This is a genomic window from Novosphingobium sp. ST904 (assembly GCF_001298105.1).
Taxonomy (GTDB): Bacteria; Pseudomonadota; Alphaproteobacteria; order Sphingomonadales; family Sphingomonadaceae; genus Novosphingobium.
Map to the genome: position 1 here is coordinate 1 of NZ_LGJH01000085.1, position 13,888 is coordinate 13,888.

Genomic DNA, 13,888 nt, shown 5'->3' on the forward strand with positions numbered 1-13,888 from the left:
GCCGCTTTGGCCCGAGATGGAAGCCATTCCGGTGTCCCGGAGGGATTTGATCAAAATGCCCAGTGCAGCGTCAGAAAGGCTTGAAATATAGACATATTACCACGCCTTCCTTCCTCGCTCTGAGCCATTTTGATTCAAACCTCACAGGCGTGATTAATGGGTCCTGACCCTAGATCTGCACGAGGTGCGCCACGTCCTGCGCGCTCTGTTCGGCCACGTTGCCGCGGTGCGTGATGCGCCCGCCCTGCATCGCGGCGTAGCGATCCGCAAAGCGCCAGACGAAATCGAGGTACTGTTCCACCACCAGGATCGTCATGCCCAGTTCGTCCCGCACATGGGCCAGCGCGGCTTCGATCTGCTGGACGACATTGGGCTGGATGCCCTCGGTCGGCTCGTCGAGCAGGAGCAGCGACGGCCGCCCCGCCAGCGCCCGGCCGATGGCAAGCTGCTGCTGCTCCCCGCCCGACAGGAAGCCGCCCGCGCGGGCCCGGATATCGTAGAGCTTGGGGAACAGGTCGAAGATGTGCTGCGGCACCTTGCCCCCGTCCTGCGCCGCACGCGGCCCGGCGGCGCAGAGCCCGGTTTCGAGGTTCTCCATCACCGTGAGGTGCGGGAAGATATGGCGGCCCTGCGGCACGAAGCCGATCCCCGCCCGCGCCCGGTGATGCGAAGGGCTGGCCGTCACCTCCGCGCCGTCGAAAGTCAGCGCGCCGCCGGTGACCAGGCGCGTGCCCATGATCGCGTGGAGCAGCGTGGTCTTGCCCACGCCGTTGCGCCCGATCAGCGCCATGACCTCGCCGCGCCGCAGTTCCAGATCTAGGTCCCAGAGAACCTGGCTCTGGTCGTAGCCGGCGCAAAGGCCCTTGATGGTCAGCAGGTCCTCGCTCATGCCGCGTGTCCCAGATAGACCGCCGCGACTTGCGGATCGGCGCGGACTTCGGCGATCGAGCCCTGTTTCAGGAACTTGCCCTGGTGCATGACGGTAACGGGCGCTCCCAGTTGTTCGACGAAGCTCATGTCGTGGTCGATGACGAGGACGGACTTTTCCCCGCCCAGGCTCAGGATCAGTTCGGCGGTGCGCGCGGTTTCGGCAGGCCCCATGCCGGCGGTGGGTTCGTCCAGCAGCAGAAGCTGCGCGCCGGTGGCCAGCACCATGCCGATCTCCAGCCACTGCTTCTCGCCGTGGGCAAGCTGGCCGCCGGGTACTTCGGCCCGGCCGATCAGGCCGACGCGTTCCAGCGTGTCCTCGATCACCGCGCGGTCGGCGGCGGGAATGCCCAGTCCGAAGCTCTTCCACCAGCGCCGGTCCTGCCGCGCGGCCAGCGCCATGTTCTCCCGCACCGTCAGCATCGGCAGCACACCGGGCGCCTGGAACTTGCGGCATATCCCGCGCCCGACGATGGCCTGTTCGGGCAGGCGGCTGATGTCCTCCCCCCTGAACACGATGCGACCTTCGGTGGGGCGGACACGGCCGATGATCGTATCGCACAAGGTGGACTTGCCCGCGCCGTTGGGGCCGATCACCACGCGGGTCTCGCCCTTGTTCAGCGTCATGCTGAACCCGTCGAGCGCCTTGAAGCCGCTGTAGTCCACGGTCACGCCGTCGATGGCGAGCAGAAGATCGGCAACCGCGCTCATGCCTTGCGCTCCTTGACGAGGCCGACCCTGACCAGTCCGGCGAAACCGTTGGGCAGCAGGGTGACGACGAGAATGAACAGCGCGCCCATGCAGTAGAGCCAGATTTCCGGGAAAGCGCTCGACACCGCATCGCGCGCAAGGTTCACCGCCAGCGCGCCGACGATGGCGCCTGCCAGCGAGTAGCGACCGCCCACCGCGACCCAGATCACCATCTCGATCGAAGGCACCACGCCGATCAGCGCGGGCGAGACGACGCCGGCGTGAAGCGTGAACAGTGCCCCCGCCACGCCCGCCAGCAGCGCGGCCAGCGCGAAGGCCACGGTCTTGAACGGGGTGGTGGCATAGCCGAGGAAGCGCACGCGGTTCTCCCCGTCGCGCACGGCGCGCAGCAGGATGCCGAAGCGCGAGGCAAGCAGGAAGCGCAGGCCCGCATAGACCGCGCAGAGGATCGCCAGCGTCAGCCAGTAAAGCCCGTTGGCGGTGCCGGGGCTGGACAGATAGAAGCCGAAGACCGAGGTGAAATCGGTCAAACCGTTGAACCCGCCGGTCACGTCCTGGCGGCTGATGATCAGCGTCGAGAACGCCAGCGCCAGGGCCTGCGTGATGAGCGCGAAATACGTGCCGCCGACCCGGCGATGGAACACCGCCCAGGAAAACAGCCCGGCCACCAGCGCGCACGATCAGGATAGCGGCCAGCGTGAAGGGGCCGCTGGCGAAGGGCGCCCACCAGCCGGGCAGGGTCTCGCGGCCGCTCCAGACCATGAAGTCCGGCAGTTCGCCCGCAGGCAGGTCCGCCATCTTCATGTGCATGGCGATGGCATAGCCGCCGAGGCCGAAGAACACGCCCTGCCCCAGGCTGAGGATGCCGCCGTGGCCCCAGATCAGCACCAGCCCGCAGGCGAGGATCGCCATCGCCATGAACCGCGCGAGCAGGTTCAGGTCATAGGCCGAGAGATAGAACGGGGCGGCAGCGCCAAGGACCAGCAGCACCCAGGGGAGTGCACGCCTCAGCGGCTCGGGAATGGCGATTTCAGGCATCGAGCTGGCGCGACTTTACTGCGACCACGCCTTGCGGGCGGATCTGGATGAACAGGATGACGAAGACCAGCAGCAGCATCTGCGAGACGCTGACGTCCACGTAGATCTGCGCCAGCGCCGAGAACACGCCGAGGATCAGCGCGGCCGCGGTGGTGCCGACGATACTGCCGAGCCCGCCCATGACGACCACGAGGAAAGCCGGGATGATGTAGCTCTGCCCCACGTTCGGCGTCACCGGGCCGAGCAGTGCCAGCATGACGCCCGCCAGACCCGCGATGCCGGAACCGAGGCAGAAGACCATGAAATCCACCCGCTTCACGTCGATGCCGGTGGCAGACGCCATCATGCGGTCCTGGTTCACCGCGCGCGTCAAGAGGCCGATCTTCGACTTGAGCAGCAGCAGCGCCAGCCCCGCCAGCACCAGAACGGCCATGACGATGATGAAGAGCCGGGCCGAAGGGATGGTGACGCCCAGCAGCACGAAGCTGCCGTTCAGCCAGTCCGGCGCGCGCACTTCCACGCCGATGGCGCCGAACAGGTCGCGCGCGGCCTGCTGCAGGATGAGGCTGACGCCCCAGGTGGCGAGCAGGGTATCGAGCGGCCGCGCGGAAAGGCGGCGGATCACCGTGGACTGGATCACACCGCCCATCGCCGCCGCGCCCACGAAGGCCACCGGCAGCGCCAGCAGGATGCCCGCCCCGCCCGGCACGACCATCAGGGTCAGCCAGGCAAGATAGCCGCCCAGCATCAGCATCTCGCCGTGAGCCATGTTGATGACCCGCATGATCCCGAAGGACAGCGCGAGCCCCAGCGAGGCCAGCAGGTAGAGCGAGGCCAGCGAGACGCCGTTGAACAGCTGGTTGGAAAAGAGTGCGAGGTCCATGGCGGGGCCGTCACCGGCGGCGATGGGGATCGCCGCCGGCGCCTTTCGTCAGTGCTTGCAGGACTTGCCGGGGAAGGCGAGCGCGTCGTACGGTTCGGGCTGGATATCGGCGCCGGAGTCCGAGACGATCTCGAACTGGCCGTCCGCCTTCAGCTTGCCGATATAGGCCTTCTGCACCAGCGACTGGTTGCCCGCGAAGCTGACCTTGCCCATCGGCGTATCGAAAGCGCCCAGCGAAACCGCGGCCTTGCGTACCGCCTCGGGGTCGGTGCTTCCGGCCTTTTCCGCGGCCGCCTTCCAGGCGTAGACGTCGAGATAGGCGTGGACCATCGGATCGGTGATGGCGGCGTCCGCGCCGAACTTCTTCTGGTAGGCCTTGATGAACTTGCCGTTGGCATCGCCCGGCAGGCTCTGGAAGTAGTTCCAGGCCGCGAAGCTGCCCTCGACCAGCGCGGTGCCCATGGCTTTGGCTTCCTGCTCGCCGATGGAGAAGGACATGACCGGCATGGTCCTGGGGCTGAGGCCCGCCGCCTGCATCTGCTTGAAGAAGGCGACGTTGGAATCGCCGTTCAGCGTGTTGATGATGATCGCCGGCTTCGCTTGCTGGATCTTGCCGATCACGCCCGAGAAGTCCGTCCCGCCCAGCGGCACATAGCTTTCGCCGAGCACTTTCATCCCGGCTTTGTCGATATGCTTCTTGAGGATCAGGTTCGCGGTGCGCGGGTAGACATAGTCGGACCCGACGAGGAAGTAGGACTTGTAGCCCTGCTTCGCGGCCCATTCGAGCGCGGGCAGCGCCTGCTGGTTGGGCTGCGCGCCGGAATACATGATATTGGCCGAGCATTCGTTGCCTTCGAACTGCACCGGATACCAGAGCAGGTTCTTCGTGCGCTCGAACACCGGCAGCATCGCCTTGCGGCTTGCAGACGTCCAGCCGCCGAACACGGTGACGACGTGGTCGCTCTCGATCAGCTTGGAGGCCTTCTGCGCGAAAGTGGAAGGATCGGAAGCGCCGTCCTCCACCATGGGCACGATCTTCTTGCCCAGCACGCCGCCGCCTGCGTTGATCTCCTCGATCGCCAGCATTTCGGCGTTCTTCACGGTGATTTCGCTGATCGCCATGGTGCCGGTCAGCGAATGCAGCACGCCCACGGCGATACCGTCGCCCACGGCGCTTTCGCCGCCCGTCCCGGAGCCCGAGCAGGACGCCAGCGCAAGGGCGAATGTCGAAACCACCAGCGTGCCCAGCCGGGATCGGATCATGAAAATCTCCAAGTGGAAGGCCCCTTTCGCGGCGGGGCTGTGAAGAAACCGGATGCTGCCAAGGCTATGGAAACCGGCCGTCCGGTCGAATGCGTCATTTGACGTAGGCTGCTTCCCCCGCCGCCGACCTAGGATCGGCTTCGCGGGTGCAGGCAAGCACCGCACGTGAGGGACAAGGCAGACAGATGCAGGCGGAGCGTTCGTTGATTTCGAGAGCTTTGCCGAGCGGCACAGCCCTTCCGATACCGGGAAAGAGCGCCGCACTGACGGGGCAGGCTGTTCGCAAAGCCTGCCGCAAGGCCTTGCGCGATCCGCTGGTGCCGTTCCTCATGGCGGGAGCGGCCCTGTTCGCCGGTTATCTGGCCCTCGAAACCACCCGCCGCGAACCGATCCGCTACACGCCCGAAGCCGAAGCCGCCATGGTGGAGGACTTCCGCACGCTCACCGGCCGCCAGCCCACCGCCGAGGACCGCGCGCGGATGAAGAAGGACTTCATCACCCTGCCCCAACCTTATCGTGACCGACCGGCAGCGCGGAATCCCGAGACTTTCTCGAAATCCGACAAGCTTAGGATACAAGCTATTCTGACCGTGGGCTTGTCTCAGACAAGCAAGAATGACCGTTAAAAATATTGGGCAAAAAAATGGCCGCTGTCCTTCTCGGGAAAGCGGCTAAATCTAGCTCGGGGAAATCTTTAGAGAATTTCGGCGAACTGCTGCATTTTGGATATGACCCGCCGATCCCACCCGAACGCGATACGGGGTATATTAAATCGCTTCAGTTCAACTACGACAGATTGCGAACTCCGGCCAGAGCGTTCGGAAAGCTCAGCCGGCGAAATTATCCGCTGAGCCAGCATTAGTACGTCAGCGCGATCAGATTTTAGACTGGTTGCACTCCTGTGAAATTTCAGGAGCTCGAGCTTCAATAATTCCCGGGACTGGTTCGGATCGAAGTTCAAAATTTCGTCGGCATCGCGCCGAACCAAATATTGGGAAAATGCGAAACCAGGATAATCCGCCTCAAAAAAATCGGTTTGATCGAAGCGGGCCATATCCGCGCGCCGCACTCTTATCCGACGTGCGTAGTTCGGCCCGGACGCCAGCCAATATGGAATGCTGCCATCTAGCAAGGCTGCTACAATCGCCCCCCATGGCTTCATCCTGCCGCCGACGCGACGTGCAGCAGTTCCAAGCGGTGCCGTGCCTGGACCCGTTGGGGACGGCTGAGCGGTAGTCTCCAACCTTGAATAAAGGACTTCGCTGCTCGAACGTTTTGATCATGAGGTCAGGCCGAAGATGCAAAACACCGAGATGACGCTCTTGGTCGATGATCCCAAGGCAGCACAATTGCTCGATCGCATATAAGGGAAGACCCAATTTCGTTTCTAGTTGCGTCGCGTACACCGCCCCTCGAAGACAGCTGCCGAGTTCCTCAGCCTGCCACTTCAGGAACTTTTTCCGTGTTTCCGATGTCCCACGTTCGAAACCGAAGGCAAGAATCCCCGCATCACAGAGCGCGCGAACTTCACGCATTTCCAAGGCTGCGATCCGGGCCACTTCTTTCCCGGGGATCGTCTCCTCCGAGTCAGCGATACTGTGGGTCAAGCCTTCGAATATCTCCGGCAGCGCCATTTGGAAAAATTGCTTCTGCTGCGGGTGAAGGACATTATCTCGAGCCATTACTTTGATCGTGTGGCGTGATTTGCGAATGGCGCTATAGTCGGGCGCAAGCCGATCAAACTCGTCTTGCGACCAATTTTTCAGGCTCTGGGGCCAGTTTCTGAGCATCGCCGTGCCGTTCGTCACGACAGATACCAAGAGGTCCGAAGGGAGGGACTTGACGGCGTTCCGCTTCAACCAGACGACTGGATCAGGGCGGCAAATAGCGCCAAGCCGAATGACGCAATTCAAGAGCGTCTGCGGCTGCAGGGCCTGTACCTCTGCAGGTACCTGAGCAAGAGCTAAGCGCCGGCGTTCCGGACTGAAAGATATCAGATCAGCAAAGAGACGGTAATTCTCTATATGTTCGGGTATAAGGGGGGCTGCGCTCGACGGGGGCACGAGTTCGCCGCACCGCTCGCAATTGGCGATGCCCCACGAACGCCGCCAGCCAAGTTTCTTGCCAGGACAGTTTGGACACTCATCGACCAAACGTTCCAAACTCAGTGGACAATAGGGAAGCAGACCAAGCAACCACGCGGCACGATGATGCTCCGAGGTCTGAAGCGTTAACGGCGATATCCGGCGCCGATCGAGCAGAATATCTTCGCGATAGACAACAGCTGCGCCAAAACTAACTGGGCCGCGGCGCCACGCATTCGGGAAATAACGATGGGTCCGATCGCACAGATCTTCCCTTTCGCACCGCAAAACCTGGGCGAGTCGGTCAAGATCCTCTGCCGGCGCTTGGCAAATTGCAGCCGGTTCCGAGATCCGAAGCCCGGCCCGCCGCAGCACCACGGACGTCATCTCCAAGACATGCTCCCGCGTGGCACGAGCCACCAAACCCGGAAGACTTTCGTCGGCGTACGGGATCACCGGGAATCTGAGCGGCGTTAGAACCGGATCTTCAGCGGTTGCGACTAAGGGTGAGGTTCTCATGACTGCTCCTCCACAACAGAGAATGGATCATGCGAAATCCAACCCATCGGCATGGCGTAAGTCCTGACGATATGGCTGAGATCATATTGCTCGACAGTCCAGGCGTCTCGCCAGGCCGCGTGTTCAACCGCCTGTTCCAAGATGCGAGACACCCGTCCCACATGCCCCCCGGAGGCGATAATCAGCCCCTCAAGCATGGCGGAGCCACTGAGACCCGGCGATTTCCTGACTGCACCAGACTCGACCAGCTTGTCATCATAACGGGAGCAAAATGCCTTGAAATGAATCGCATCACGCTGCTTTGAGGCTGCCAAGGGCGAAAGATCGAGAGGGGTGCCAAGCCGGGCGCACAATTGTTTGTTGCGCTCGAAGAATGGCTGCGAGTCCATGTTCCCGACGAGTACCAACGGCACGCTTCCGGCATCCAACCACCGCTTCAGAGCGTCGGTCACATCGTTCACGTCATTGCCCTCGCGCCTCAGATGCTGAATCTCGTCAACGACCAGAAGCTCGACGCCCAAGCGTCGAACGAATTCGTCGATGCGCACACGAAGCACCTTTTCTGTCCCGGTACTCCAGTCGGGGTCATGCATCTCGAGCAGGACATCCTGGAATACCGATTTGAGCGAAGTCTTCTTGTCGAGCCCGACAATGAGGACCTGATAATCATTTGGCGGCAGTCTCTGCTCGGCCCTTTGGTCCGCGAGAATCTGCTTCACGCGGCCGAAGGTGGCACTTTTCCCGGCCTGAGAATCCTGGGACAGCCGGAGTCCCCCTAGGGGCTGTCCACGGATTGCCAGGCTGTCCCGATGCAGCTTCAAGACGCGGGCGATGATCGCTTGCTGCGGAGCGTGATCGATCCAGATCGTCTTGAACGCCTCCGTCGCGGCGGACGCGCGCTCCGAAGCGTGGAGGTCTCCGAAATCCGGGAAACGCACCCCGGAGAGGTGACGGGGCTGACGCCCAAGGTCATCCGTCGCCATCAGTCGTAATCCGTCTCATCACCGAGATCATCGCCAAGCTCGTCCCAGTCACGAGAAACTGTCGGTCCGCGCACGGGTGACGAGGGTTGTCCCAGACTAGCGACACCCTGCCCGCCCTGTCGGTACGAACTAGCCCGTTCGGCGACCTGTTCATTCTGCGGCCCGGGAGGTGGCGATTCAGGCGACCGCCGCAGATCTCCAAAGCTCGCTCCGGAGATGTGGGGGCTCACTCCAGGACACTTCGCGATCCCGTTCCGCGCCCGTGCTCCGCTCAAGATCCGAACTTGTTCGCTGTCGCGCAGGGCGGCCAGCTTTGCTCGGCTCTTGAAGGCAAGCTTGGGGGCCTCCTTGTCGATCACGTCCAGCGACTTCAGCCTGGAACGGCAGCGCTGCTCCTCAGTTTTGAACTCCTCGTTGCGAAGCCGGGCAAGCCGGCCATATTCGGCATGCTCCCAGCGGCTAAGACCCGAGGTATAGGTTGGCTGCGTGGAATAGAGGGTTACAAAGGATTTGCGCACCCGATTATGGACTTCGATCGTATCGAGGTCCCCTTCGAAGGTACGAATGTCGACAAGGCACTTTGCAGTTCCTTCAAGCCGGTCGCCATGGCGTGCTCGCAAGATTGTCGCTAAGGAGGTCCGTGATTTCATCTGAGCGATAGCGGATGCCGTCGAATTCTACTCCATTTGTGGTGAGCAAAACTTCTTCGGGTGTGCTTTGAGTTAGCATTCGCCGGACATGACCGGATCATCGATGACCGGCCCGCCCTTCGCCAACATGTAGCTCTTCAAAAGCGCGAGCGGGGAGCGTCCACCCAAGTCATCGCGAGGCGTTGTATTATGTTCCCAAAACAGCTGGGCTATAATGCGGCGAAACTGGAATACCGATAGCTCCGCGTCAGCAACGGGATCATATTTGATGTTCTTGTATCGGCTACGGCCGTAAACCGTGCCCGGCATCTCGCGCAGCCGCCCCTTGATCCATTTGTGAAAGGCCTCGATTTTGGCCTTGGCGTCCGAATGATAGGTCTCCGGAAGCTCGACCTCCGGGCCCAGTTCGGCGAGCGCTGGGATGTATCCGGGCGGAATCAGGGTTCGGTCGTTATCGGGTACTATCGTCGTTGGAGTGCCGAAGGCCCAGGCAGCCCAAGGCTCCTCTTCCAGCATTTCCTCGGTTAGCTCGGTTGGCGGTGTCATCATACGGACGATTGCCTCCACGGACATCTCCTCGCGATAGGGACCGGGGAAAGTAACGGGTGGCATCGCGAACTGCGTGTAATCGTCAAAACCGTAGACCAACTTCAATTTTGATCCTGCCACCTTCAGGTCGTCGCCGAGGGTCGCAATCTGTCGCAACTCCGTGCCGTCAAAATAGACCCGTTCGAAAGGGCGTGTCGTCGGGACTGGTTCGCCAGAAGCGGTGAACTGGCGCTCAGCCGCTTCCTTGCCTTTCCGGGCAGAAACCGTTTCAAAAGTTTCAAGCTTTCTGACGCGAAGCCGAAGCGTCTCGTAGGTAGGGACGGAATTGCTGAGATCCGTGACGCCCGCATCGAGCAGTGCCCCCCATTCGCGGACCAGGATCGCATAGGCATCCCTGATGCTCCACCTCGGTGTAGTCCAATATCGAAGTGCAACATCATGAACGAGCGCGTCCTCAGATTCGACGAGCTGGGACTGACCGTTGGCCCGGCCAGCTGCGGACACGAAGACGCTCATCGAGGAACCGACATTCTCAAGAACGCGAACATGCCGGCGAAGTGTCGACGGCGACGGAGGAGGAAAGTTCTCCGAACTGACGATTTCCGACCGTTTGCCGGTGATGAATTTTCCGAATGCCAAGTCTGTCTTTGCGAGCCCCGCCTGGTACGCCTTAAGCGCCCACGCCATTCGCCACGACGACTTCTTGTCGAGGGCAATGCATGCTGCGGCATCAAGGCGGGCGACCTCCTTCTGACGGCCCTGCCGATCGACGACCGAAGGGGTTTGGCGCTTCAAGCGGCCCGCCGCGTACTCTTGGGCAACCCATTCGAAGGTTGCCATGCCTTTCGCCCCGGTGACTGGATCGATGACCGTCACCGGCGAGCCGCTGCGGACGTCTGTAAAACTGAGAAGATTATCCCCGAGGTGGCCTTGGTATTGAATTTTGCGGCCTTCATGATCGAGGATCGTGTGAAGGGGGAGAGTGAATGGAGTCGACATTTAGCGTCCTTTCGGGAGGCGACGAGAATCAGATTTTGAGATTACGCAACGGGCTGACGCCGACAGGAAGTCGCGCGGGCCGACGCACGGGCGTGTCGAGAGTAAGGGGTCGGCGAAGGGAAAATCCCACGATACGCCGGACCAGCATCGCGTTGGCGATGGCCCGCCCGTGACGGGGGTCCGTATGGACGGACTCCCGTAACTTCCCGAGCGGCGTGACACCGCCGTCCTTTTCAATCTGCTCGAGGGCCCGATATTCCTGTTCGCGGGAAAAGGATGCCGAACGGTCCATGTAGACGTCGTTGATCGTATCCACGATCACGCCTTCGAAGCGATCTCCGACGATGCGCTCAAGCTTGATACCGTGGCGAGCCAATTCCTTTTCGGCCTCTTGGAGCCGGTCGTAGGTCTCGGGCTCCTCGAAATAGGCCTGATGAGCCTTGATTTCGAAAAAGGTGATCACTCCGGTTTCATCCTGCCGTCCGCCATCGAACGTGTAGGAGCGCACGAACCCTGTCGACGTCAGCCACTCGATCCGTGCGATCTGGAACTGAAAATCGCAGACCCGATAATCCGTTTCGAGAAAACGGAAATAGCGGCTCTCGTGAGGACCCTCAGTGTATTGCAGCGAGCGCGCCTTCACGCTGAAACGGGCTGCAGTACTGGTGCCGCCGTTCCGATACGTAAAGTTGATGCGCACAGCTTGGCCATCTTCCCCGAGATGGAGGACCGGCGAGTGCCAGCCCTCCACCTTCGGCTGTGACGGACGCCATGGCGAGGCGTTGCGCCGGTCCTGTCGGGGCAGCCACTTCGACTTACGTTTACGCCGCGGGAGACACTCAGAGGGATGCGGGATCATAATAGGCCGGGGGAGTACTCCCGCCTCATCATACGGCTCCTCGGTCCCGTGAGCAGGATCGCAAGGATCACACGCCTGAATGCCTTCGATCTGTGTATTTCTATTGAAAACCTGGGGCTCGTCAGCTGCTTCGGACATTGAAGCACCTTCAGAATCGTTTCCAATCGGGGTAAGCGAAGCACGCACAGTAGCGGGCTCATTCGTTGTCGTTTTGGCGCGCGATTGGATATAATTACGCTCTCGAGACGCTTTTTCACGGACGCTCATCATGTCGTGCGGCTTAGAATTATCGAGCGCGCGGGTGGGTCCGCGCTCGCCGCCGTCGGCGAGCACGTTCGAAATTTTATTGTAAGTCATAAGACACTCCTATGGGTTTGATCACGGACGCGACCGTCCGTTCGCTGCCAGCGCGCTGGAAACGTGATTCAATTTTTGCTAGTGGAGTTTATCTTAGCGCGGCGGACCCCGGCATTTTCCGCCGGTCAAAGTCGACCAGACAGATGAGCGTAGGCCGATCGAGTTGTTGCTCCGTGCGATTGATGAACGGGTCAAATGAACTCTCCTGATCAAGGTACAAATCCCTCGTTTCCGCCGGTGGACACCGGCAGAGGGTTTCGTGCTTCACGGACGACACGGCCGCATATTTTTCGGGGCGAAGCGCAAGCGTCAGGGAGGTTGTGGGGCTTTCGGGGGGAATATGAAGATCATCGCTATCTCATTCAGGGTCAGAATTCATTGCACTTCACCTGTATGAGCTAGATTGAGGGGGTTGCAAGAACTTTTTTGCAATCAGCGTCAGAATTCATTTCACCTATGTGAGCTTATGGAGAGGGTTGCAACATCTTTCCTGCTCACTATTGTATGCACCGTTGTCTCCATCGGAGATTCTTGGAGATGCGAATAGGGTATGGATCGCGAAGATCGAGATGCGCTGATTGCGCGCTATCTTCCGGAAGGATGGCACCTAGAGGACGAACTCGCTCTCTTGGCGGTCCAGTCCGGTGAGAAGCAGAGCGTGATGGAACAACGCTTGCAGGTAATGGATCATTACATCAATTACACGTTGTCGGGGGCTGAAGCTGTGACTGCAGCCGCAGCCGAGTTAGGCGTGGGCAGACGGCAGTTCTTCAATCTGCTGGCTAAGCTTCGACAGCTTGGGCCGACCCGAGGACTGACCCCTAGCTTTAGAAATGTTGTCCGAAAATCGGTTGCTCGCGACGGCCTAATAGAGCCCTTGGAGATATACCTTCGCAAATTGCTTTCCGTTCAACCCGATGCGCGGATTTCGCAAATTGAGATGGCGATCATAGAAAAGGCAGACCTTGAGGACCTGCCATTTCCGGGACGATCAGCAATCCGGAGGAGGGTACATGCGCTTCGGCGTCTGCCCACCGCAAAACAGGACATCGGGGGCATCGGCGCCCATTTGACGATTGACCAAGTCCATCTAGATCTAAGCGTGAAGCACGGAGAGCTTGATCGCTTGGCGATTATTACCCTTATCATCGACCGTCAGACCAAGCTTATTCTGGGTCATGCCTTGATGGCGAGCTATGGTGGCGGAGAGGAGATCAGACTAGCGCTGGACGATTTTGGGAAGCGGATTCGAGATTTTGCGAAAACGGATCTGTCTACCGCCACGAGAATTCAAGGAGTGGTTTGGGTCGCAGCGCGCGATATCGAAATATTCGCAGATCTTGTGACGAGTGAAAGGTTCCACGAAATCAACCGGCCGACAGTTGAGGTGATCGATACCGGTCCTCGCCGGCACGGTACCGAGATATTGCGCTGGCTCGGCGATCGCCTTCCCCCTTTTAGTTTTAAGCCGATGGCTATGGAGAGATTTGAGAGCGCGTCATCTGAACACGGGATTCCAATCGACGAAGCACGCCGCTTGGTCCGGACGAGCGTCGACCGCTGGAATGAAGAGGTTCTGAGGGAATTTGCGCATCCTGAGCCATCGCCTGCTCGAGTTCGGAGCCTAAAAGGAGTTTTGAACAGTCTTCGTCATCTGTTTGCGCCGCTGTTTTCGAGCCTAGAAGACGCGCGAAAAATGTTTGAGCCAGATACTCAAGATATTCATCCGTGAGCTGTGGGATCGCGATGGGCAATCTTATTTACGACTGCGCGGACTATCGCCACGTCGACAGGGCTGCCAAACTGGGCGACGTCCTTTGGCGGGTCTGATCGAATGGGAATGCTACCCAAGGCGCTGCCAAACAGCGCCCTGATGACCTCCCCCGGCAACACCTTTCTCGAAGTTGAAGCCGCCGTTAACTGCGTCTGATTTTTTGATCTCGAAAGGGATGACACGAAGCCGATTAGTGAGGTGGTCCCGCCTTCTTGGACAGTTTGGCGGCTGAGTTAAGCTAATCCCGGTTGTCGTTCATGCCGCCTGTTTGATCATCAGATCATGGGGGGCA

The 13,888-nt window shown here is 60.4% G+C and carries 13 protein-coding genes; 2 read left to right on the top strand and 11 right to left on the bottom strand.

Going from position 1 to position 13,888, the window contains the following annotated elements:
* Nucleotides 1-169: 169 nt before the first annotated feature.
* From urtE to urtA, 5 genes are all read right to left on the bottom strand, one after another.
* Nucleotides 170-889, bottom strand: a complete 720-nt coding sequence (gene urtE, locus ADT71_RS01585; protein ID WP_054434483.1) for an urea ABC transporter ATP-binding subunit UrtE — start codon at nt 887-889, stop codon at nt 170-172.
* On the bottom strand, nt 886-1,638 hold the full coding sequence (locus ADT71_RS01590; RefSeq protein ID WP_054434485.1) for an ABC transporter ATP-binding protein: 753 nt from the start codon (nt 1,636-1,638) through the stop codon (nt 886-888). Before ADT71_RS01590 ends, urtE begins: the two co-directional genes overlap by 4 nt.
* Nucleotides 1,635-2,306, bottom strand: coding sequence for a hypothetical protein (locus ADT71_RS32590; protein ID WP_231635485.1), 672 nt, complete (start codon nt 2,304-2,306; stop codon nt 1,635-1,637). The genes ADT71_RS01590 and ADT71_RS32590 overlap by 4 nt, the downstream gene beginning before the upstream one ends.
* Before the next feature lie 362 nt (nt 2,307-2,668).
* A complete protein-coding gene (gene urtB, locus ADT71_RS01600; protein WP_054434487.1) occupies nt 2,669-3,559 on the bottom strand; it encodes an urea ABC transporter permease subunit UrtB in 891 nt (296 codons plus the stop codon).
* Between the two features lie 48 nt (nt 3,560-3,607).
* A complete protein-coding gene (gene urtA, locus ADT71_RS01605; protein ID WP_054434507.1) occupies nt 3,608-4,822 on the bottom strand; it encodes an urea ABC transporter substrate-binding protein in 1,215 nt (404 codons plus the stop codon).
* A 203-nt stretch (nt 4,823-5,025) separates the two neighbouring features.
* On the opposite strand from urtA, the gene ADT71_RS01610 reads away from it, so the two are divergent.
* Nucleotides 5,026-5,448: a hypothetical protein gene (locus ADT71_RS01610; RefSeq protein ID WP_132470252.1), complete on the top strand. Its 423-nt coding sequence runs from the start codon at nt 5,026-5,028 to the stop codon at nt 5,446-5,448.
* Between the two features lie 68 nt (nt 5,449-5,516).
* Here the strand turns inward: ADT71_RS01610 and ADT71_RS01615 are convergent, their stop codons facing one another.
* From ADT71_RS01615 to ADT71_RS30995, 6 genes are all read right to left on the bottom strand, one after another.
* The gene (locus tag ADT71_RS01615; protein ID WP_156336393.1) at nt 5,517-5,876 is read right to left on the bottom strand and encodes a hypothetical protein; all 360 of its coding nucleotides are present in this window, start codon (nt 5,874-5,876) and stop codon (nt 5,517-5,519) included.
* A complete protein-coding gene (locus ADT71_RS30985) occupies nt 5,845-7,425 on the bottom strand; it encodes a hypothetical protein (protein WP_156336394.1) in 1,581 nt (526 codons plus the stop codon). The genes ADT71_RS01615 and ADT71_RS30985 overlap by 32 nt, the downstream gene beginning before the upstream one ends.
* Nucleotides 7,422-8,408, bottom strand: coding sequence for a TniB family NTP-binding protein (locus ADT71_RS01625; RefSeq protein ID WP_054434495.1), 987 nt, complete (start codon nt 8,406-8,408; stop codon nt 7,422-7,424). The genes ADT71_RS30985 and ADT71_RS01625 overlap by 4 nt, the downstream gene beginning before the upstream one ends.
* Nucleotides 8,408-9,058, bottom strand: coding sequence for a hypothetical protein (locus ADT71_RS30990; protein WP_156336396.1), 651 nt, complete (start codon nt 9,056-9,058; stop codon nt 8,408-8,410). The genes ADT71_RS01625 and ADT71_RS30990 overlap by 1 nt, the downstream gene beginning before the upstream one ends.
* A 72-nt stretch (nt 9,059-9,130) precedes the next feature.
* Nucleotides 9,131-10,606 carry a hypothetical protein gene (locus tag ADT71_RS01635; RefSeq protein ID WP_054434500.1) on the bottom strand — a complete coding sequence of 492 codons (1,476 nt, stop codon included), beginning with the start codon at nt 10,604-10,606 and terminating at the stop codon, nt 9,131-9,133.
* A 28-nt stretch (nt 10,607-10,634) separates the two neighbouring features.
* Nucleotides 10,635-11,822: a hypothetical protein gene (locus tag ADT71_RS30995; protein WP_132470243.1), complete on the bottom strand. Its 1,188-nt coding sequence runs from the start codon at nt 11,820-11,822 to the stop codon at nt 10,635-10,637.
* 550 nt (nt 11,823-12,372) lie between these two features.
* Here ADT71_RS30995 and ADT71_RS01645 point away from each other — a divergent pair.
* A complete protein-coding gene (locus ADT71_RS01645) occupies nt 12,373-13,554 on the top strand; it encodes a hypothetical protein (protein WP_054434505.1) in 1,182 nt (393 codons plus the stop codon).
* Nucleotides 13,555-13,888 lie beyond the last annotated feature (334 nt).

Excerpts from the sequence above, each read along its gene's own strand:
- ADT71_RS01625 (WP_054434495.1), bottom strand. The coding sequence starts at position 8,408 with ATGGCGACGGATGACCTTGGGCGTCAGCCCCGTCACCTCTCCGGGGTG.
- urtB (WP_054434487.1), bottom strand. The coding sequence starts at position 3,559 with ATGGACCTCGCACTCTTTTCCAACCAGCTGTTCAACGGCGTCTCGCTG.
- urtA (WP_054434507.1), bottom strand. The coding sequence starts at position 4,822 with ATGATCCGATCCCGGCTGGGCACGCTGGTGGTTTCGACATTCGCCCTT.
- ADT71_RS30995 (WP_132470243.1), bottom strand. The coding sequence starts at position 11,822 with ATGACTTACAATAAAATTTCGAACGTGCTCGCCGACGGCGGCGAGCGC.
- urtE (WP_054434483.1), bottom strand. The coding sequence starts at position 889 with ATGAGCGAGGACCTGCTGACCATCAAGGGCCTTTGCGCCGGCTACGAC.
- ADT71_RS01635 (WP_054434500.1), bottom strand. The coding sequence starts at position 10,606 with ATGTCGACTCCATTCACTCTCCCCCTTCACACGATCCTCGATCATGAA.
- ADT71_RS01645 (WP_054434505.1), top strand. The coding sequence starts at position 12,373 with ATGGATCGCGAAGATCGAGATGCGCTGATTGCGCGCTATCTTCCGGAA.
- ADT71_RS30990 (WP_156336396.1), bottom strand. The coding sequence starts at position 9,058 with ATGAAATCACGGACCTCCTTAGCGACAATCTTGCGAGCACGCCATGGC.
- ADT71_RS01615 (WP_156336393.1), bottom strand. The coding sequence starts at position 5,876 with ATGGCCCGCTTCGATCAAACCGATTTTTTTGAGGCGGATTATCCTGGT.
- ADT71_RS01590 (WP_054434485.1), bottom strand. The coding sequence starts at position 1,638 with ATGAGCGCGGTTGCCGATCTTCTGCTCGCCATCGACGGCGTGACCGTG.
- ADT71_RS30985 (WP_156336394.1), bottom strand. The coding sequence starts at position 7,425 with ATGAGAACCTCACCCTTAGTCGCAACCGCTGAAGATCCGGTTCTAACG.